This window comes from Bradyrhizobium cedriense, from assembly GCF_054602315.1.
In genome coordinates this window covers 196153-215997 of sequence record NZ_JBTSWB010000002.1, presented here as the reverse complement: position 1 = coordinate 215997, position 19845 = coordinate 196153, and the positions used below count along the sequence as shown (strand labels likewise).

Below are 19845 nucleotides of genomic sequence, written 5' to 3'. Positions count from 1 at the left end.
GTCATGGAAGGCGTCACGATCGTCGATCATCCCTTGGTGCAGCACAAGCTGACGCTGGTGCGGGACAAATCCATCTCGACCAAATCGTTTCGAGAGCTGATCAAGGAGATCGGCATGCTCCTGTGCTACGAGGTGACGCGCGATCTGCCGCTCGCCGACACCGTGATCGAGACGCCGCTGGCGACGATGCATTCGGCCAAGATTGCCGGCAAGAAGCTGGTGTTCGTGCCGATGCTGCGCGCCGGCACCACCTTCGTCGACGGCATGATGGACCTGGTGCCGACTGCGCGGGTCGCGCATATCGGGCTTTATCGCGAGCCGCACAGCTTTGCCGCGGTGGAGTATTTCTTCAAATCGCCGTCCGATCTCAGCGAGCGCCTGGCGATCGTGGTGACGCCGGTGGTCGCCACCGCCAACACCGCCGTCGCCGCCATCGACCGGCTGAAGGAGCGCGGCGCCAGGGACATCCGCCTCGCCTGCCTGATCGCCGCCCCGGAAGGCCTCGAACGGCTGCGCGGATTGCATCCGGACGTGCCGATCTGGACCGCAGCGGTGGACGAAGGTCTCGATGAGAACGGGTTCATCCTGCCGGGCCTCGGCGATGCCGGCGACCGGGCCTACGGGACGCGTTAACATTTCGCGGCACAGCCGCGGCTAATCCGCTCGGGTGTGGCAGCTCGTGGAACAGCTTGCATCGCGCGAGGTTCTCCTGCTTAGCAATGGAGAGCAACCATGACCAGCCAGAATGACGACCGCAGGACCGACCGTGCGCGCCGCAACAGCCCGGTGGGCTGGGCGGTCGGCGCCATCTTCGTGATGGCCGTGGTCGCGACCATTTTCTTCTACAATGGACGTGAGCTCGGTCCGCAGACCACGACCTCGAATCCGAATACGGCGCCGAACGTCACCACTGGATCGAATCCGCCGGCTGCGCCGGCAAAGTGATGGGCTGAGAGCGGCCGTCACACCTTCCCGCTGCCGCAGATTCCCTTCAGCGCCTGCCATTCCTTGTCCGTCAGCAACGGCGGGCCGCTGGCGGGACGATCCTCTTTCGTCATGCGGGCGAGGCGGTCCTCGGTCAGCGGGTGGCTGGCAAGGATCGTGGTGAGGCCGGAGCCGCCCTCCTTGCCGGTGATCCGGAACATCAATTCGGCCGCGGGCTTGGGCGAGCGGCCGAGCTTGTGCATGATCTCGATCGCGAAGGTGTCGGCGCCGGTCTCGGCCTCGCGTGAATAGGAAGCCTCGACCAGGCTGCGCGAAGCGAAGATCACGGCCGACGAGCCGGTGACGTCGCCGAACAAGAGGCCGATCAGGAACGAAGTGCCGCCGTTGTAGATCAGGCCGCGCATGTTGTCGTAATGCTTGAGATGGCCGAGCTCGTGGGCGAGGATCCCCGCGAGCTCGTCGGGACTCTCGGCCTTGTCGAGCAGGCCCTTCAGCACGAACACCTTGCCGCCCGGCAGCGCGAAGGCGTTCGGCACCGAGGTCGGCAGCACGCCCGCCGTCATGGCGTCGTCGAGGCCGGCCGCATCGCGCAGGCGGTTCACGAGCTTGGTGAAGGCAGCCTTGCCCGCGGGGTCTTCGCACACGCTGCGGCCGAAGATGGTCTTCATCTGGACTTCGGCGGCATCGCCGATGCGCCGTTCGACCGGCTTCGGCACCATCGGTGCAAGACGATCGGCGGCGAGCGGCACGCCGAACAAGACGACGCAGACGATGGAGACAGCGGCAGCCACCGACCAGCCCACGATCTTGGCTGTGCCGCGGCGCGAGGTCTGCTGCTCGTCGAGGTGCAGGCAGCGCGCGGTCACATCTGCTGCCAGTGCCGCGTCGCGGATTTCGAGCCGCGCCAGGGACGAGGCCGACGTGCAGGCCAGACGCAGAACGCCGGCAGGGCTGTCGGCGCGGCGGATATCGGCATAGGCCCAGCGAACGGGTGCTTCGCCGTTCTCGGCGATTTCGAGCGCATCACCGAGCGTCAGCGCCACCTGACGCCTGCGGTTCGAGACGCCGTCGAAGAAGATGGTCGGCTTTGACGACCCTGCCGGGACCCCGGTGGCCACGTCACTCACGGCTCAAAATCCTGCAACATCCAGTCCATCGGCAAATCCTTCGCCAAGCGCGCTGGCAAGCTGCCCGCGGCCACGCACATCCGCCGCGGCCGCGATGTCGTGCACCTCGACGGTCTCCAGCACCTTGGCCCAGAGATCGCGCTGGAGATAGACGCGCATGACGATGTTGATGGCAAGCGCTACGGCGAAATAGCCGATGACCATCATTGCCACCACGGGGATGCTCTTCGCGCCGTCCCCAGGTTCGAATACCTGATCGACCGACACGCCGGTGAGCTGGACGACGAGCAAGGTGCCGACGACCATGTAAGCACCGAACGCAGCCGAGAGCAGCGTCCACCAGCCGACCACCTTCCAGTACAGGCCGTAGAAGGCGTCATGAGGCAGGTTCGAGGACAGGCTGACGCCGCCGATGCGAATGCCGTCGAGCCACCAGCGCCACTCGCGGGCCTTGAACTCGGCATAGAAGAACGGCGCGAGCGGGAAGACGACGAGCGCGACCGGGCTGAGCAGCCACAGCCACCAGCCGCGCTTGAAGAACGTCCAGCCGTCGGCCTCGAAATCGCCGGAGAGGTCGCCGTAATGGGTGTGCTGCATCTTGTAGCGCTCGAGCGCGGCCTCCCGCCAGGGCAGCGCCAGGCCGAGCGTCAGGAAAACGAGCAGGCCCCACAGCATGGCGCGCCCCGCATAGGCCCAGCCCGAGCCGTCCATCCAGAAGCGCACGCCGCGCCAGACCGTGCGCGTCAGGCGATAGCGCCGCGCGCGAAAAATCGCGAACTGGCCGAAGGCGTAGAAGCCGATGAACAGCGGCAGCGAGGCGAAGCCCTGCCATCGCTCGAACTCGATGCCGACGAGGAAATAGGCGAGATAGATCGGCACCAGGATTGCGAGTGCGACCAGGAAGCCGATCAAAAGCTCCTTGGCCCGCCCGGTGTATTCGGCGGCATCGCCGTCGATCGCAGTGTTGGCCCACAGATGGCGGCGAATGTCGGTGACCAGCCAGAACCGGTAGAAACCGAAGGTCACGAGCTCCAGCATGGCACCCTTGGTCACCATTCTCCGGAAACCGGAGCGGTCGCCCGAGAAATCGACCCGCGTCGGCGGCAACGGCGGCGGTAAGGGTTCGGAGCCAATGGGGGTCCATTGCATGTCGTTCACGGCGGCAACCTTTGGATGCGGATCTGCTACGGCCAAACTATAGATCACGAGTTAGTCGATCCCCAACATGGCCGGGTTCGATTTACCTCGATTCCAATCGGTTTCTGGCACGATTTCGCGACAAACGGTGTGCGGAGGGTCACGTTGATGAGGTTCGTAGCCCAGTCCTGTAGCCCGGGTGAGCGGAGCGATACCCGGGAACGCCGCGAGCAAAGTCCCGGATGTCGCTTCGCTCATCCGGGCTACGCGTCCACCCTCTCGCAAAGCTTGGTTGTGGCAAAACTCTCCCTTGCCCCGACGCAGACAACCGGATGTAATTGCAGGTCAAATACCGCAGCGCAGAATTGAACGACGCGCGGTTCATACAGGGAGAGCGGTCATGCATGGGACCATCGAGAGCGCGGCCAAGCTCGACGCACTTCGCGCGCGCGCCACGTCTTTGCCGCTGGAGCAATTCGACCCGGGCGATCCTGAACTGTTCAGGACCGATACGTTCTGGCCGTACTTCGATCGCCTGCGCCGGGAAGATCCCGTGCATTATTGCAAGGACTCGATGTTCGGGCCGTATTGGTCGGTGACGCGCTACAACGACATCATGGAGATCGAGACCAACCATGCGGTGTTCTCCTCCGCCTCCGCGCTCGGCGGCATCACCATCCGCGACATCGACCCGGACTTGCGGCGCGAGAGCTTCATCTCGATGGACCCGCCGCGGCACGCGGCCCAGCGCAAGACCGTTGCACCGATGTTCACGCCGACGCATCTGGACAATCTCGCGATCAACATCCGCGAGCGTTCGGCCGAGTGCCTGGACAACCTGCCCCGCGGCGAGGTGTTCGACTGGGTCGACCGCGTCTCGATCGAGCTCACCACGCAGATGCTGGCGGTGCTGTTCGACTTTCCCTGGGAGGATCGCCGCAAGCTGACGCGCTGGTCGGACGTCGCCACCACCATTCCCGGCCCCGACGGCCTCGTCGCGACCGAGGACGAGCGGATGGCCGAGCTGACGGAATGCGCCGCCTATTTCTCCCGCCTCTGGAAGGAGCGCAGCGAGCAGCCGCCGAAGAGCGACCTCTTGTCGATGATGGCGCATAGTGCCGCCACGCGCGACATGGACGCGAAGAACTTCCTCGGCAATCTCATCCTTTTGATCGTCGGCGGCAACGACACCACCCGCAACACCATGTCGGGCTCGATCTACGCGCTGAGCCAGCATCCTGAGCAGTACCGCAAGCTGCGCGAGAACCCCGAACTGCTTGATAGCTTCGTGCCCGAGGTGATCCGCTGGCAGACGCCGCTCGCGCATATGCGGCGCACGGCGCTCTCCGACTTCGAATTCCGCGGCAAGCAGATCAAGAAGGGTGACAAGGTCGTGATGTGGTACGTCTCGGGCAACCGTGACGAGGAAGTGATCGAAAAGCCCTATGATTTCATCATCGACCGCGCCCGCCCACGCACGCATCTCTCCTTCGGCTTCGGCATCCACCGCTGCGTGGGCCTCAGGCTCGCCGAACTCCAGCTCAAGATTATTTGGGAAGAGATTCTCAAGCGTTTCGACCATATTGATGTAGTTGGCGAGCCCAGGCGGGTCTATTCGAGCTTCGTGAAGGGTCTCGAGACGTTGCCGGTGAGGATTGCGGTGTAGATTCGCGGTAAGACGAACCTGAACGACACCCACACGGAAGCTGCGCCCCCTCCCCCGCTTGCGGGGCCAACTGGAGTCACGACCATGAACATCCAAGCGCCGGTTAAAGTGGACAAGGCCGAACGCATGCGCAGGGCGCGCGAGGAGGCCTATGCGACGCCGCTTTCGCAATTCCACCCCGGCGCGCCCAGGCTGTTCCAGGACGACACGCTGTGGCCGTGGTTCGAGCGGTTGCGCAAGGAAGAACCGGTGCATTACTGCACCAACGCGCCGATCGAGCCCTATTGGTCGGTGGTAAAATACAACGACATCATGCATGTCGACACCAATCACGGCATCTTTTCCTCGGACTCGACCCTTGGCGGCATCTCGATCCGCGACGTGCCGCCCGGCTACGACTATCCGAGCTTCATCGCCATGGACCAGCCCCGGCATTCGGCGCAGCGCAAGACGGTGTCGCCGATGTTCACCCCTCAGCATCTGGACGAGCTGGCCAAGCTGATCCGCCAGCGCTCGCAGACCGTGCTGGACAATCTGCCACGCAACGAGACCTTCAACTTCGTCGAGCGCGTCTCTATCGAACTGACGACGCAGATGCTGGCGACCCTGTTCGACTTCCCCTGGGAGGAGCGGCGCAAGCTGACGCGCTGGTCCGACGTCTCGACCGCGCTGCCCAAGAGCGGCATCGTCGCCTCGGCCGAAGAGCGCCGGCGCGAGATGGACGAGTGCTACGCCTACATGTCCAAGCTATGGAACGAGCGCGTCAACTCCGCGCCGCGCAACGATCTGCTGTCGCTGATGGCCCATAACGAGGCCACGCGCCACATGGACCCCGACAACCTCATGGGCAACATCATCCTGCTCATCGTCGGCGGCAACGACACCACGCGCAACACCATGACCGGTTCGGTGCTGGCGCTGAACGAGAATCCGGAGCAGTACGACAAGCTCCGCGCCAACCCGGAGCTGATCGATTCCATGGTGCCGGAGGTGATCCGGTGGCAGACGCCGCTGGCGCATATGCGGCGCACCGCGCTGCAGGACACCGAGATCGGCGGCAAGCACATCAGGAAAGGCGACCGCGTCGTGATGTGGTACGTCTCGGGCAACCGCGACGAGGAGATGTTCGAGAAGCCGAACGACTTCATCATCGACCGTCCGCGCCCGCGCACCCACCTCTCCTTCGGCTTCGGCATCCACCGCTGCGTCGGCATGCGGCTCGCCGAGCTCCAGCTCAAGATCGTCTGGGAGGAGATGCTGAAGCGGTTCGACCGCATCGAGGTGGTCGGCGAGCCCAAGCGGATCTATTCCAGCTTCATCAAAGGTTACGAGACGCTGCCGGTGCGGATTCCGGGATAGGCTTTATCCGTCGTCATTGCGAGGAGCTCTTGCGACGAAGCAATCCAGACTGCCACTGCGGAAACAGCCTGGATTGCTTCGCTGCGCTCGCAATGACGGACTATTTGGACGCAGCTACCCGCCTCTCCCGCAGCGCGGATCGCGTGAACACTTTCCTGCTATAAAATTCCGGCATGACAGGTCGCGCCAGATGCGAAGGCAAGGCGGCGCGCGGCTGTTCTAGGACACAGCGGACCTAGCTCAGCCTGATGTCCCACACGCCTTCCTTGCGGCAGGCGGCGACCTCCTCGCGCAGGAGGGCGGTGATGGCGAGCGAGGCCGTCGAGGCCGGGCGGTCGATCGGAGAGGCAAAGATGAGCTCGCGCGTCATCGGCTTGGATACGGGCGCGGTTTCCAGTCGCCCGTCCGCGACCTCGCCGTGGACCGACGAGGGCGGCAGCAGCGCGAAACCGAGGCCCTCCTCGACGAGGCTGGTCAGCACGCGAAAGGAATCCGCCTCGAGCTGGACGTTGAGCTTGATCTTGCGCTGGGCTGCCGCGTGCTCGATCAGCGCACGGAGACCGTGGGAATGACTGGGCAGCACCAGCCGCTGGCGCAGCAGCCAGCCGATATCGACGCTCCTCTTGTGCGACAGGCCGCAGCCGCGCGGGCCGACTGCGACGATGTTGTCGCGGCCGAGGCTCTCGACGTTGAGATGCAGATCGGCGGAGCGGCCATAGAGGATGGCAAGGTCCATCTCGCCGCGGTGCAGCCATTCGACGAGATGACCGCTATAGCTCTCGACGATGCGCAGCGAGATGCCGGGAAATTTTTCGACGCAACGCCGCGCAAAGCGCGCCGACAGCACGCAGCTCACGGTTGGAACGAGGCCAAGCACGACCTGTCCCGAGGGTGGGCCCTTGACCGACTGGATGTCGTCGCGGATCTGGTCGATCTGCCGCACGATGCCGGAGGTACGCGCGAGCAGAAGCCGGCCGGCCTCGGTCAGCACCATGCCGCGGCCGTTGCGGGTGAACAGATCGGTGCGCAGCTCGTGTTCCAGGAGCTTGATCTGCCGGCTCAGAGCCGGCTGCGCCACGCGCAGCGTGTCGGAGGCCTTGGAGAGGCTGCCGAGCTCCGCCACGCAACTGAAGGTCCTGAGCTGCCGGAAATCCATGCTTGCCAATCCTGGAAGGCTACTCCATACGCTATAGCAAATGAGCATAGGGGGCTGGCGATGTTTTCACAACGCCAGAGGATCGGCCGGCGTTATCTTCACTGCCGCTATCGATTGGAAACGCCATGAGCCAAGACCACCACACCGAAGACTACGCCGACATCCGCGAAGCCGTCGCCAAGCTCTGCGCGCAGTTTCCCGGCGAATATTGGCGCAAGCTCGATCGCGAGATGGCATACCCCAAGGCCTTCGTCGATGCGCTGACGGAGGCCGGCTATCTCTCGGTGCTGATCCCCGAGGAATATGGCGGCGCGGGGCTGAAGCTCTCTGCCGCTGCCGCGATCCTGGAGGAGATCCAGCGCGCCGGCTGCAATGGCGGCGGCTGTCATGCCCAGATGTACACGATGGGCACCGTGCTGCGGCACGGCAATGACGAGCAGAAGGCCAAGTACCTGCCGAAGATCGCGAGCGGCGAATTGCGGCTGCAGGCCTTCGGCGTCACCGAGCCGACCAGCGGCACCGACACATCCTCGCTCAAGACCTTTGCGCGCAGGGACGGCAACGACGGCTACATCGTCAACGGCCAGAAGATCTGGACCAGCCGTGCCGAGCATTCAGATCTGATGATCCTGCTTGCGCGCACCACGCCGAAGGATCAGGTCAAGAAGCGCACGGACGGCCTTTCGGTGTTCATCGTCGACATGCGTGAGGCCAAGAACAACGGTCTCGAGATCCGCCCGATCCGCACCATGATGAACCACGCCACCACCGAAGTGTTCTTCACTGACATGAGGGTGCCGGCGGAGAATCTGATCGGCGAGGAAGGCAAGGGTTTTCGCTACATCCTCTCCGGCATGAATGCCGAGCGCATCCTGATCGCGGCCGAATGCGTCGGCGATGCAAAGTGGTTCATCGCCAAGGCTACGAACTACGCCAAGGAGCGCAGCGTTTTCGGCCGGCCGATCGGCCAGAATCAGGGCATCCAGTTCCCGATCGCCAAGGCCTACGCCTCGATGCGCGCGGCCGAGTTGATGGTGAAGGAAGCCACGCGGAAGTACGAGGCCGGGCTCGACTGCGGCGCCGAGGCCAACATGGCCAAGATGCTGGCGGCGGATGCATCCTGGGAGGCGGCGAACGCCTGCATACAGACCCATGGCGGCTTCGGCTTCGCCGAGGAATACGACGTCGAGCGCAAGTTCCGGGAGACGCGGCTCTACCAGGTGGCGCCGATCTCGACCAACCTCGTGCTGTCCTTCGTCGCCGAGCACGTGCTCGGCATGCCCCGCTCGTATTGAGGCGGCCATGATGGGAGCACTTGACGGGATCAGGGTGATTGCTGTCGAGCAGGCGGTCGCGGCGCCGTTCTGCTCCTCGCGCCTGGCGGATGCCGGCGCGGAAGTGATCAAGATCGAGCGGCCCGAAGGCGATTTCGCCCGCGGCTATGACGCTGCGGCCAAGGGCCAGAGCAGCTATTTCGTGTGGCTCAACCGCGGCAAGCAGTCGGCCGTGGTCGATCTCGCCACGAAAGAAGGTTGCGCCGAGCTGGAGAGGCTGATCGCCAGCGCGGACGTGCTGATCCAGAACCTCAAGCCGGGCTCGATGGACAAGCTCGGCTTCTCGCGCGAGCGCCTCTTGAAGGACTATCCGAAGCTGATCTCGTGCACCATCACTGGCTATGGCGACGAGGGCCCCTACGCGCACCGCAAGGCCTATGACCTGCTGATCCAGGCCGAGAGCGGGCTCGCTTCGATCACCGGTAATCCCGACGGCGCCTCGCGCGTCGGCATGTCGATCGTCGACGTCGCCACCGGCGCCACCGCGCACGCGGCAATTCTGGAAGCGCTGATTGCGCGCGGGCGCACCGGCAGGGGCGCCGACATCCGCATCTCCATGTTCGACGTGATGGCGGACTGGTGCACCGTGCCGCTGCTCAACTCCGAAGCCGGCAACCCGCCCAAGCGCATGGGCCTGCGCCATCCCTCGATCGCGCCCTATGGCGTATTCACCTCGAAGGACGGAAAGGACATCCTGATCTCGATCCAGAGCGAGCGCGAGTGGAAGACGCTGTGTGCCAAGGTGCTGGACCAACCCGATTTGCCGGCCGATCCCCGCGTCGCCAACATGGTCGAGCGCGTGCGCAACCGCGACTTCACCGACAAGACGGTTGCGGACATCTTCGGCAAGATGACGCGCGACGAGCTGCTGAAGCGGCTGTCGGATGCCGACATCGCGTTTGCCGAGGTCAACACCATGGCCGACCTCACCAACCATCCGCATCTGCGCCGGATCGAGGTCGACACGCCGAACGGCCGCGTCAGCTATCCCGCGCCGGCGCCGATCATCGTCGGCGAGACGCGCAGCTATGGCGCCGTGCCCGCCATCGGCGAAAACCCAAAGTCCAAGAAGTAAGAGAGCGAGGCGTCATGACCGAGAAGCTCGACATCGACCATTTGCGGCAATGGATCGGCCGAAGCACGGAAGCCACCGACACCGTCACTGCGCACCTCGTCATGGGTTTGCGCGCGACGCTGTTCCAGGAGGTCGGCGAGCCCAAGGCAGGTGATGCCGCACCGTTCACGGTGCATTGGTGTCTGGCGCAGCCGGTGTTTCCGATGTCGATGTTGGGGCCAGACGGCCATCCGACCCGCGGCGGCTTCCTGCCGCCGGTGCCGCTGCCGCGCCGGATGTGGGCCGGCGGCGAGATCGAGTTCCTGCAACCACTCTGTGTGGGCGATGAATCGACACGGACCTCGCGCATCGCCGATGTGCAGGTCAAATCAGGCTCGACTGGCACGCTGTGCTTCGTCTCGGTCGAGCACAGCATTTCCTCGCCGCGCGGCACGGCGATCCGCGAGCGCCAGGACATCGTCTATCGCGAGATGACGAGCAGCGCGACTGCGACGGCGAAGGCCCCGCCCCCGAAGGCGCAGCACCGCGAAGCGCATGTCTCGGATCCCGTGCTGCTGTTCCGCTACTCCGCGCTGACTTTCAACGGCCATCGCATCCATTACGACCGCGACTACGTCACCAAGGTCGAGGGCTATCCGGGGCTGATCTTCCACGGGCCGCTGCAGGCGGCGCTCATCATCGAGATGGCGGCCAAGCTTCACGGCGGCAAGGCGCCGAAGAAGTTCACCTATCGCGGCCTGCAGCCGCTGTTCGAGGGCACGGAGTTCTCCGTCAACGCCAACGAGATCGAGACGGGCATGGAGCTGTGGACCGCGAATGCGGAAGGACAGCCGACGATGAAGGGCACGGCGGTGTGGTGACGGTCTCTCCTCGTCATTGCGAGCGCCGCGGCGATGTAAGAATGTAGACCCTCACCCTGAGGAGCGCGCCCTTTGCGCGCGTCTCGAAGGGCGAGGCCACCAGCCGGGCCTTCATCCTTCGAGACGCGCGAAGACGCGCTCCTCAGGATGAGGAATAAAAAGGGGACGGAAACCATGGCCAAGAACGGCAAGACCGGCAGCAAGTCCGTCACCGTGAAGCAGGCGACGCTCGACCTGCTGCGTGCCTTCGGCATCGACAAGGTGTTCGGCAATCCCGGCTCGACCGAGCTGCCGTTCCTCAGCGACTGGCCCGACGACATCGACTATGTGCTGGCGCTGCAGGAGGCGTCTGCGGTCGGCATGGCCGACGGCTACGCGCAGGCGACGCGCAATGCCGGCTTCGTCAATCTGCATTCGGCAGCCGGCGTCGGCAACGCGCTCGGCAATATCTACACCGCGCATCGCAACCAGACGCCGCTGGTCATCACCGCGGGCCAGCAGGCGCGCTCGATCCTGCCGCTGCAGGCGTTCCTCTATGCCGAGCGCGCCTCGGAATTCCCGCGGCCTTACGTGAAGTACAGCGTCGAGCCGGCGCGACCCGAGGATGTGCCGGCCGCGATCGCGCGGGCCTATTACACCGCGATGCTGCCGCCATGCGGGCCGACTTTCGTGTCGATCCCGATCGACGACTGGGCACATGCGGCCGCGCCCGTCGAGGCGCGCAAGGTCAGCCGGGAAATCGCTCCGGAGACTGACGCGATGCAGGCGCTGGCGAAGGCGCTCGGCTCCGCAAAACACCCTGCCCTCGTGGTCGGCCCCGGCGTTGACCGTGCCGGCGCAGTGGACCTGATGGTGCGCGTCGCCGAGAAGGCCAAGGCCAGCGTCTGGGTGAGCCCGTTCTCCGCACGCTGCTCGTTCCCCGAGCGGCATCCGCAATTCGCGGGATTCCTGCACGCTTCGCCAGCGCAATTGTCCGACGCGCTACGCGAGCACGACCTCGTCGTGGTGATCGGCGCGCCGGTGTTCACCTTTCATGTCGAGGGCCATGCCGCGATCTTCGATGGCGGGACGACCATCTTCCAGATCACCGATGATCCGGATGCCGCCGCCGTGACACCGGTCGGCACCAGCATCATCGCGACAATGAAGCCGGCACTCGCGACGCTGCTCGACATCCTGCCGGAGAGCAAGCGCGCGGCACCGAAGGGCCGCACTCTGCCGCCGGCACCGCAAGCCGCCGATCCGCTGCCGGTCGAATTCCTGTTGCACTCGCTGTCGCAAGCGATGCCGGAGGGGGCGTCACTCGTCGAGGAAGTGCCCTCGCATCGGCCGGCGATGCAGAAGTTCATGCCGATGCGCGGACAGGACAGTTTCTACACGATGTCGAGCGGTGGGCTCGGCTACTCCCTCCCCGCCGCCGTCGGCATGGCGCTCGGCAAGCCGAAGCAACGCACCGTGTGCCTGATCGGGGACGGCTCGGCGATGTATTCGATCCAGGCGCTGTGGACCGCCGCGCAGCGCAAGCTGCCGCTCACCGTCGTCGTCATCAACAATTCCGGCTACGGCGCGATGCGCTCGTTCAGCCAGGTGATGCAGGTGCGCAATGTGCCCGGGCTGGAGCTGCCGGGAATCGATTTCGTACAACTCGCCGAAGGCATGGGCTGCCATGCGGTGCGGGTAAGCAAGGCGGCGGAGCTTGGCGAAGCGCTGAAGCGCGGCATGGCGCATGAGGGCACGAGCCTCGTCGAAGTCGTCGTGGATTCGGCGGTGCCGGTGCTGTACGGGCAGAAACCTTGAGGTGCCGTAGCCCGGATGAGCGAAGCGATATCCGGGGTCTGCACCAAAGGTCCCGGATGTCGCTTCGCTCATCCGGGCTACGAAGCTACGACGCCAAGAATCCTCCGTCCGCCGCCAGCACGTGTCCGACGACATAGGACGATGCATCCGAGGCAAGCCACACCACGGCTTCCGCCACTTCCTCCGGGCTTCCCATCCGCCGCAGCGGCAGGCCGGCGCTGACGGTTGCGACATCGCCGACGCCGGCACGCAGCATCATGTCGGTGACGACGCGGCCGGGGGCGATCGCGTTGATGCGGATGCCGCGCGGCGCGTTCTCCATCGCGGCCGAGCGCGTCAGCGAGATCGCGGCGGCTTTCGACGCCGAATAGAGCGAGAAGCCGGGATTGGGATTGCGCACCCCGCTGACGGACGCGTTGACGACGATACTGCCGCGGCCTTGCGCCAGCATCGCCGGCAATTGGTGGCGCAGGCAGAGAAACAGCGCGCGGACATTGGTGTCGAACACGCTGTCGTAGGTCTCGGTACCCTGCTCCTCCAACGGCGCGCGCCGCTCCTGGAATCCGGCATTGTTGAAGGCGACGTCGAGCCTACCGCAGCGCTCGACCGCCGCGCGCACCAGCCGTGCGACGTCGCCCTCCTCCGTGATATCGGTCTTGACCGGGACGGCTTCCGCCCCAAGCTCGCGGCACGCCGAGGCGGTGGCGTCGATCTCGGCTTCGCGCCGGCCGGCGACAAAGATCGCTTCGGCTCCCTCGGCCGCCATCCTGAGCGCCGTGGCGCGGCCGATGCCGCTGCCGCCGCCCGTGACGAGGCAGATCTTGCCCGTCATCCGCATCCCGGCTGGCAAAGTTCCGCTCATCGTCCAACTCCGAAACGCTTGCGCGCGGCGCTGCGCCCATATAGTTGTATGATACAACTATATGGGCAGAGTCAAGCCATGGCCGAGCTTTCGCTAATCGACGACATCCGCGCCGCGTCGCGCCTGATGGTGCGCGAGCTCGGCTTCATGGACGCGACGGTGGCGGCATCGGACTATCCGCCCTCGGCGGTCCACACCATCCTGGAGATCGGCATCCGCGGTCCCATGACGTCAGGCGAGCTCGGTGATTTCCTGCGCCTGGAGAAATCGAGCGTCAGCCGCATGGTGCGCAAGCTGATCGACTGCGGCGAACTGCGGGAGACTCCGGACGAGCTTGATGCACGCAGCAAGCTGCTGTCGCTGACGGCGAAGGGCCGCCGCACGCTGGAAGCGCTGCATGCGTTCGGGCGGCAGCAGGTGCGCGGCGCGCTGGCGGCGTTGACGCCGGCCGAACAGCGCACCGTGCGCGAGGGCATGATGCTCTATGCGCGGGCGCTGCGACAGAGCCGGGTGGAGGAGGAGGCGCAATCGGCGGCGTGATGCAATGTAGCCCGGATGAGCGCAGCGATATCCGGGGTGCCTCAACAACGAAGGTCCCGGATGCCGCTTCGCTCATCCGGGCTACGGGACCTCACTTCCCAAACTCCTCGCGCATCTTCGCCTGAATCTTGGCCATGCCGCCGATCCAGCGGTCGTAGTTCTCGGTCTTCTTGCGCATGTAGCCGAGCACCTGGGGGTGCGGCAGGATCAGGAACGTTTCCTGCTCGAGGCCGGCGAGCACGTCCTTCGCCACTTGCTCCGGCGTCAGGTCGCCGTCGCCGGATTGCGGACCCTTGGGAATTGAGCGCAGCATGTTGGTGTCGACGCCCTGGGGGCAGAGGATCGAGACCTTGATGTTGTGGGCCTTGTGCGAGATCGCGAGATTCTCGGCAAAGCCGACCGCAGCGTGCTTGGTCGTCGAATAAGCGGGGCTGCCGACCTGCGACAGCAGGCCTGCGGCCGAGATGGTGTTGAGGAAATAGCCGCCGCCGCGCGCCCTCATGCGCGGGACGAGATGCCGCGCCGCATAGACATGGGCCATGACGTGGATCGCCCAGCTGCGCTGCCAGGGTTCATCCGAGGCGCCGCCGGCGTTTTCCGACATCGGATCGAAACCGCCGCCGATGCCGGCATTGGAGCAGAACAACGCGATCGGCCCGAACTGCCGCTCGGTCTCCTCGATGACGTGGGCGATGTCCTTTTCCTGAGCCACGTCGCATTTGAAGGCGGCACCATCGACCATGGCCGCAACCGCCCGCGCATTCGCGGCATCCATGTCCGCGACGACGACCTTGGCTGCGCCCGCGTTGTGAAAGGCCTCGCAGAGCGCCTTGCCGATCCCGTTTGCGCCGCCCGTGACGACCACGACCTTGCCGGTCACCTGCATGCGACGTCTCCTCTTGTCTTGGACCGCGTCCCTTATCCCGCTTCGCGGAACGCTTGTTCAGCTCAACACGAGGTCGAGCACCGCGGTATAATGGCATGCCGCGCCGGCCAAGACAAAGCCGTGCCAGATCGCATTCTGGAAGCGCAGCCGCCGCCAGGCGTGGAAGATCACGCCGAAGCTGTAAAGCAGGCCGCCGGCAACGATGAAGCCCAGCACCAGCGCGGGCAACGCCTTGACCACGGCGTCGTAGAGCATCATGCCGCTCCAGCCCATCGCGAGATAAATGCCGACCGAGACGCGGTCGAACCGGCCGGGACAGAGAAGCTTCAACACGATGCCGAGGATCGCCACGCACCACACGCCGGCGAGCAGCACCAGCGCGAACGCGCTGTCCTTCACTTCCAGGATGAACGGCGTGTAGGTCGCGGCGATCAGCAGATAGATCGCGGAATGATCGAACCGGCGCAGCAGCCATTTGGCCGGCGACACTGGCCAGAGGTTATAGGTCGCCGACAGCACCAGCATCGAGAGCAGGCCGGCGACATAGATCGAGACACCGACGATGTCGGTCGCATCGGCATAGACCGCCGTCAGCACCACCAGCACGGTCGCGGCGACGACGCCGGCGAGGACGCCGATCGCATGGATGACGCCATCGGCGATCAGCTCGGCGCGGTCGTAATGCCAGCCGATCATGTCGGCTGCGGCGTGGACGGAGGTGGATGCGAACTCTTTCAGCTGGAAGACGGTCATGGGCAATCCGTTAACGTGAGGCAAATGTCCTCTTGCATGGGTGTTTCGGGATCGGCGCGTCGTTCAAACGGCTGACTCGCCGACAAAGGCGGTGGAAGTATGGAGCTTGATTTTCCCCACGCAATTGCCACTTTTGTGAACGGCCGCACATTCCTCCCGCCCCGGATTCTCTAACGTTCATATGGCATTCAGTTTCCAGGATATGGTCGAAGAAGCGCGGCTATCGGCAAGGGCGCTGATCGACTATGGCGAGCACTTCTTCAACCCGACGGTGCGGCTCGGCGTCACCGGGCTGTCGCGGGCAGGTAAGACCGTATTCATCACCGCCCTGATCCATGGCCTCACCCGCGGCGGCCGCTTTCCGGTGTTCGAAGCCTATGCCTCAGGGCGGATCGCGCGGGCGCATCTGGCACCGCAGCCGGACGACGCCGTGCCGCGCTTTGCGTATGAGAACCATCTGCGGGCGCTGATCGAGGATCGGCGCTGGCCGAACTCGACCGTGGACATCAGCGAGCTCAGGCTCGTGATCGACTACCAGCGTCCGAACGGCGCCGATCGCACGCTGACGCTCGACATCGTCGACTATCCCGGCGAATGGCTGCTGGACCTGCCGCTGCTCCAGAAAAATTTCGAGCAATGGTCCGCGGAGAGCCTCACATTGTCGCGCGAGGCGCCGCGCGCGCATCTGGCCGCGGACTGGCACGCGCATCTGGCGACGCTCAAGCCCGAGGCACGCGAGGACGAGCAGGCGACACTGACGGCAGCGAAGCTCTTCACCGACTATTTGCGCGCGTGCCGCGACGAGCGCTTCGCGATGAGCCTCCTGCCACCCGGGCGTTTCCTGATGCCCGGCAATCTCGCAGGTTCGCCCGCCCTGACCTTTGCGCCGCTCGACGTGCCCGCTGGCGGGCAGGCGCCCGAGGGATCGCTATGGGCGATGATGGTGCGGCGCTTCGAGGCCTACAAGGACGTCGTGGTGCGGCCGTTCTTCCGCGATCATTTTGCGCGGCTCGACCGTCAGATCGTGCTGGCCGATGCGCTCGCTGCATTCAACTCCGGGCCCGAGGCGCTGCACGATCTCGAGGCCGCGCTTGCCGGAATTCTCGACTGCTTCAACATCGGCCGCAGCACGTTGTTCTCCAGCCTGTTCCGGCCGCGCATCGACCGCATTCTGTTTGCGGCGACCAAGGCCGACCATCTGCATCATTCCAGCCACGACCGGCTCGAGGCCGTGCTGCGCCGCGCCGTCGCGGGCGCCGTCGCGCGCGCGGAAAATACCGGCGCAACGATCGACGTCGTTGCGCTCGCCGCCGTCCGCGCCACGCGCGAGGCGCAGGTGGCCCGCGGCCGCGACAAATTGCCGTCGATCCTGGGAACGCCGGCTGCTGGCGAAAGCGCCGGCGGCGTGTTCTTCGACGGCAACACCGAAGTCGCGACTTTTCCGGGCGATCTGCCCGTCGATCCCGAGCCGCTGTTCGAGAGTACGGACGCGTTCCGCGGCCTTTCGACCGCCGCCGCCGAGAAGAGCGACTTCCGCTTCCTGCGCTTTCGCCCGCCAAAGCTCGATCGAGAGGGGACGGAGGAACCGACACTGCCACACATCCGCCTCGACCGTGCCCTGCAGTTCCTGATCGGAGACAAGCTGTCATGACCGAGCGATCCCAGCAGCGGCGGCCGGCGACGTTCCGGCTCGACGATCCCGGCGTCGTCGTCACGGAGGCCGACGAGACGGGACGGCTCGGTCGCGGCACCATTCAGATCACGCCGGAGCCTGATCCATCGACGCTGCCGGTGCCGATTCAGGCCGCACTTCCCGCGCGGCGCCGCTTTCCCTGGGGCGCTCTGTTCTGGTCCGGCCTCGCCGGCCTGACCCTGCTCGGCGTCGGGCTCGGCGTCGTCCATCTGATCGAGGATTTGTTTGCGCGCAGCGAGAGCCTCGGCTTCGTCGGGCTAGCCTTCGCGCTCGTCACTGCGTTGGCCCTTGCCGTCGTGATCGGACGCGAGGCGTTCGGGCTGGCGCGGCTCGCCACGATCGAAAAGCTGCATCAGCGCGCCGCCGACGTGCTCGCCAGCGACGATCGCACCGAGAGCCGCGTGATCGTGCAGGACCTCTTGAAGATCGCGCACCAGAACCCTCAGCTCGCGCGTGCACGCGCCAAGCTGGAGAGCCATGCCGGCGAGATCATCGACGGCGCCGACATGATCCGGCTCGCCGAGCGCGAATTGATGTCGCCACTGGATGCGGAGGCGCGGCGGCTGGTGTCGTCAGCCGCGCAAAAGGTCTCGATCGTCACAGCGGTCTCACCCCGCGCGGCGATCGACGTGCTGTTCGTGTTCGTCGCCTCGCTGCGCCTGATCCGGCAGCTTGCCTATCTCTACGGCGGCCGCCCGGGCGCGCTCGGCATGCTCCGCCTGCTCCGCCACGTCATCGCCCATCTCGCGATCACCGGCGGCATGGCCGCGAGCGACAGCCTGGTGCAGCAGATGCTCGGCCATGGCATAGCGGCGAAGCTGTCTCAGCGGCTGGGCGAAGGCGTGCTCAATGGATTGTTGACGGCACGGCTGGGCCTCGCCGCAATCGACGTCACGAGGCCGCTGCCATTCGCGGCCTTGCCGCCGCCGAAACTGTCGGATCTCGCGACGGATCTGCTGCGGAAAAAGGACGACGAGGAGTAGCCGCTGCCAGCACCTTCCACTGGAACAACGGCGAATCCTTCGGCGGCGACAGCTCCGGGGTCCAGCCGGTGAGCTTTTCGAGCACATAGCTGTCCATCACGAGGCCGCGCCAGCGGCGCTCGACCTGGCCGAGTTGCTCGCGTTTCGCCGGGATTTCCTCCCACAGCAATGAACGATTGTCCGGCTCGCGCCCGACATAGACGCCCGCGTGTCCCTTGATCCTGTCCATGCCGGGATCGCGGAAATCCTGGAAGCGCCCGCGCTCGTTGATCTCGACGACGGGCACCCGGCCCCGGAACAACCAGCGCATCATGGCGTAGGTGCGGTAGTCCGTGGTCGCGATCCAGGTTGCCCCGGTCTCGTCGAGTGCGGCCTGCGCGCGCGCGGCGACCTGCTCGTAGCCGGCTTCCGCGCCGACCGGATCGATCTTGCCGAGGAAATTCCAGGGCGCGGCGACGTAATAGAGGAACACGATGACGACGAAGGCGATGCCCGAGACGATTGCCGTCCTCATCCAGAACAGCGACGATTCGAGCATCCGGGCCGACCAGCCCTCCTTCGTCATCGCTGCGATGTTGACGGCCGCGGCGGCAAAACCGACCGGCCACATGAACATCGGCCAGGTGTCGCCGACCCGGAGCGTCATCGACTTCGCAAGAAAGTAAAGAAACGGTACCAGAACGGCGGTCGACAGCACGATCGCGACCGGCTCGCGCGTGCGATAGCCGCGCCATGCCGTCAGCGTCAAGCCCGTCAGCACCACCGGCAGCATGACGAAGCCGACTAGGCCGAATTGCAGGCCGATGTAATCGCCGATCGTCCGTAGCGAGATGCCGTAGTTGGCGGTAGCACGCACGCCCTGGAAGCGGAACGAGGCCCAGTCGTGCTGCGCGTTCCAGATCAGCACCGGCGAGAACACGGCGAGCGCAACCAGCACGGCGAGGTAAGGATAAGGGCTCCGCAGCCAGCGCCAGCGCCAATCCGGCACCAGCAGAAAGGCGGCAGCGGCGGGCGCGAACATGATCGCGGTGAACTTCGACAGCATCGAGAGGCCAGCGAACAAGCCGGCCGCGAGCCACCAGCGGTCGTCGCCGCCCCGTGCAAGCCGCACCAGCGACCACATCATCGCCACCGCAAACGGGATCATGGCGACGTCGGGCGCGACCTTGGCCATCAGCAGGCCGTAATAGAGCGCAGCCTCCGGCATCAGCACCGCGAACACGATGGCGCGCGGATCATGCGTGAGACGACGGATGATGTCGGCAAGCAGGAGCTGCGTCACCAGCATCGCGACAATGCCGCCGAAGCGGACGCCGAGCGCGGTGTCGCCGAAGATCGCGGTGCCGAAACGGATGAGCCAGGCAATCATCGGCGGATGATCGAGGAAGCTGAGCGCCCCCTCCTTCGACCAGGTCCAGTAGTAGGCCTCGTCGGTGCGGAGCTCGATCGTGGAGGCATAGACGATGCGCAGCACCGTCATCGCGGCGATGACCGCTGCAGCCATCACGATGGCTCGGCGCGCGGCGCCGCTGGAGGACGCGGTGATGTCAGAGGCTGTCGTCACGGCCGCGCTTTTCGCCAACCTGGCAGGGGGAGTCAATGTCGACGGTGGGCGCCGCAAACATTCCCTCGCCCCGGGGAACGATGTCGTCGGAGGCCTCGGGAGCCATCG

18 protein-coding genes are annotated in these 19845 nt (G+C 65.4%); 11 read left to right on the top strand and 7 right to left on the bottom strand.

All coding sequences use genetic code 11. From position 1 onward, the window contains the following. The first annotated feature begins 3 nt into the window (after positions 1–3). A complete protein-coding gene (upp, locus tag ACYCVF_RS07310) occupies positions 4–633 on the top strand; it encodes a uracil phosphoribosyltransferase (RefSeq protein ID WP_028179165.1) in 630 nt (209 codons plus the stop codon). A 99-nt stretch (positions 634–732) separates the two neighbouring features. Next, on the top strand, positions 733–945 hold the full coding sequence (locus ACYCVF_RS07305; protein ID WP_459604583.1) for a hypothetical protein: 213 nt from the start codon (positions 733–735) through the stop codon (positions 943–945). 17 nt (positions 946–962) lie between these two features. On the opposite strand, the gene ACYCVF_RS07300 is transcribed toward ACYCVF_RS07305, so the two are convergent. Continuing rightward, positions 963–2072 (bottom strand): M48 family metallopeptidase, encoded by a 1110-nt coding sequence (locus ACYCVF_RS07300; protein WP_459604582.1) that lies wholly within the window; start codon positions 2070–2072, stop codon positions 963–965. Between the two features lie 3 nt (positions 2073–2075). Then, complete coding sequence (locus tag ACYCVF_RS07295) at positions 2076–3221, bottom strand: YjgN family protein (protein ID WP_459604621.1); 1146 nt, start codon at positions 3219–3221, stop codon at positions 2076–2078. 388 nt (positions 3222–3609) lie between these two features. On the opposite strand from ACYCVF_RS07295, the gene ACYCVF_RS07290 reads away from it, so the two are divergent. Both ACYCVF_RS07290 and ACYCVF_RS07285 read left to right on the top strand, forming a co-directional pair. Continuing rightward, on the top strand, positions 3610–4875 hold the full coding sequence (locus ACYCVF_RS07290) for a cytochrome P450 (protein WP_459604581.1): 1266 nt from the start codon (positions 3610–3612) through the stop codon (positions 4873–4875). An 84-nt stretch (positions 4876–4959) separates the two neighbouring features. Continuing rightward, positions 4960–6234 (top strand): cytochrome P450, encoded by a 1275-nt coding sequence (locus ACYCVF_RS07285; protein ID WP_459604580.1) that lies wholly within the window; start codon positions 4960–4962, stop codon positions 6232–6234. 235 nt (positions 6235–6469) lie between these two features. Here ACYCVF_RS07285 and ACYCVF_RS07280 read toward each other — a convergent pair whose 3' ends face one another. Then, positions 6470–7390 (bottom strand): LysR family transcriptional regulator, encoded by a 921-nt coding sequence (locus tag ACYCVF_RS07280; protein WP_459604579.1) that lies wholly within the window; start codon positions 7388–7390, stop codon positions 6470–6472. A 125-nt stretch (positions 7391–7515) separates the two neighbouring features. On the opposite strand from ACYCVF_RS07280, the gene ACYCVF_RS07275 reads away from it, so the two are divergent. The 4 genes from ACYCVF_RS07275 to mdlC all read left to right on the top strand — a co-directional run bounded on the left by ACYCVF_RS07275 (position 7516) and on the right by mdlC (position 12456). After that, positions 7516–8685, top strand: coding sequence for an acyl-CoA dehydrogenase family protein (locus tag ACYCVF_RS07275; protein WP_459604578.1), 1170 nt, complete (start codon positions 7516–7518; stop codon positions 8683–8685). A gap of 10 nt (positions 8686–8695) precedes the next feature. Then, on the top strand, positions 8696–9799 hold the full coding sequence (locus tag ACYCVF_RS07270; RefSeq protein ID WP_459604620.1) for a CaiB/BaiF CoA transferase family protein: 1104 nt from the start codon (positions 8696–8698) through the stop codon (positions 9797–9799). 14 nt (positions 9800–9813) lie between these two features. After that, positions 9814–10659: an HTD2 family dehydratase gene (locus tag ACYCVF_RS07265; protein WP_459604577.1), complete on the top strand. Its 846-nt coding sequence runs from the start codon at positions 9814–9816 to the stop codon at positions 10657–10659. 174 nt (positions 10660–10833) lie between these two features. After that, positions 10834–12456, top strand: coding sequence for a benzoylformate decarboxylase (gene mdlC / locus ACYCVF_RS07260; RefSeq protein WP_459604576.1), 1623 nt, complete (start codon positions 10834–10836; stop codon positions 12454–12456). Between the two features lie 85 nt (positions 12457–12541). Here the strand turns inward: mdlC and ACYCVF_RS07255 are convergent, their stop codons facing one another. Next, complete coding sequence (locus ACYCVF_RS07255; protein WP_459604575.1) at positions 12542–13318, bottom strand: SDR family NAD(P)-dependent oxidoreductase; 777 nt, start codon at positions 13316–13318, stop codon at positions 12542–12544. 78 nt (positions 13319–13396) lie between these two features. Here ACYCVF_RS07255 and ACYCVF_RS07250 point away from each other — a divergent pair, with 78 nt between their 5' ends. Then, positions 13397–13858 (top strand): MarR family winged helix-turn-helix transcriptional regulator, encoded by a 462-nt coding sequence (locus ACYCVF_RS07250; RefSeq protein WP_459604574.1) that lies wholly within the window; start codon positions 13397–13399, stop codon positions 13856–13858. Between the two features lie 91 nt (positions 13859–13949). Here ACYCVF_RS07250 and ACYCVF_RS07245 read toward each other — a convergent pair whose 3' ends face one another. Together ACYCVF_RS07245 and trhA are read right to left on the bottom strand one after the other, a co-directional pair. Next, positions 13950–14744 (bottom strand): SDR family oxidoreductase, encoded by a 795-nt coding sequence (locus tag ACYCVF_RS07245; protein WP_459604573.1) that lies wholly within the window; start codon positions 14742–14744, stop codon positions 13950–13952. Between the two features lie 57 nt (positions 14745–14801). Continuing rightward, a complete protein-coding gene (trhA, locus tag ACYCVF_RS07240; RefSeq protein ID WP_459604572.1) occupies positions 14802–15497 on the bottom strand; it encodes a PAQR family membrane homeostasis protein TrhA in 696 nt (231 codons plus the stop codon). Between the two features lie 181 nt (positions 15498–15678). Between trhA and ACYCVF_RS07235 the strand changes: the two genes are divergently transcribed. Continuing rightward, positions 15679–17148 carry a YcjX family GTP-binding protein gene (locus ACYCVF_RS07235; protein WP_459604571.1) on the top strand — a complete coding sequence of 490 codons (1470 nt, stop codon included), beginning with the start codon at positions 15679–15681 and terminating at the stop codon, positions 17146–17148. Further along, the gene (locus tag ACYCVF_RS07230) at positions 17145–18173 is read left to right on the top strand and encodes a YcjF family protein (protein WP_459604570.1); all 1029 of its coding nucleotides are present in this window, start codon (positions 17145–17147) and stop codon (positions 18171–18173) included. The genes ACYCVF_RS07235 and ACYCVF_RS07230 overlap by 4 nt, the downstream gene beginning before the upstream one ends. On the opposite strand, the gene ACYCVF_RS07225 is transcribed toward ACYCVF_RS07230, so the two are convergent. Continuing rightward, positions 18082–19677 carry a glycosyltransferase family 39 protein gene (locus ACYCVF_RS07225; RefSeq protein WP_459604619.1) on the bottom strand — a complete coding sequence of 532 codons (1596 nt, stop codon included), beginning with the start codon at positions 19675–19677 and terminating at the stop codon, positions 18082–18084. The genes ACYCVF_RS07230 and ACYCVF_RS07225 overlap by 92 nt on opposite strands. Positions 19678–19845 lie beyond the last annotated feature (168 nt).